Source organism: Pseudoalteromonas sp. S3260 (genome assembly GCF_005886925.1).
GTDB classification, from domain to species: domain Bacteria; phylum Pseudomonadota; class Gammaproteobacteria; order Enterobacterales; family Alteromonadaceae; genus Pseudoalteromonas; species Pseudoalteromonas tetraodonis.
The window spans coordinates 1-336 of sequence record NZ_PNCV01000282.1; the positions used below are offsets into that span (position 1 = coordinate 1).

At 51.2% G+C, this 336-nt stretch carries 1 protein-coding gene; it reads left to right on the plus strand.

The genetic code is table 11. From position 1 onward, the window contains the following. Positions 1–336, plus strand: a 336-nt coding sequence (locus CWC14_RS18480; protein WP_138564337.1) for a M20/M25/M40 family metallo-hydrolase, incomplete at both ends; no start/stop codon positions are given.

The following is a 336-nucleotide window of genomic DNA, read 5'->3' on the forward strand; positions in this document are numbered from 1 at the left end:
GATAGCACGAGCGAGCCGGGCAAACTAATCGCCCGAGGTACCGAGGACGACAAAGGCGCAATCGCCACCGCGTTGTATGCCATGAAAGCCATTAAAGACCAGGGCATACAATTAGATAATCGCATTGAACTGATGATTTATTTGGCCGAGGAGTCCGACTGGCAACCACTACGCACCTTTATGCAAAGCTATCAGCAACCTAAATATGCGGTGACCATCGATGCCAGTTACCCTGTGGTGGTAGCCGAAAAAGGCTGGAGCCTAGTGGCCCCCACTTTTAGCGGTACTTATCAGGGCTCACAGATGTATGTCAGTGAGTTAACAGGAGGCGCGTTT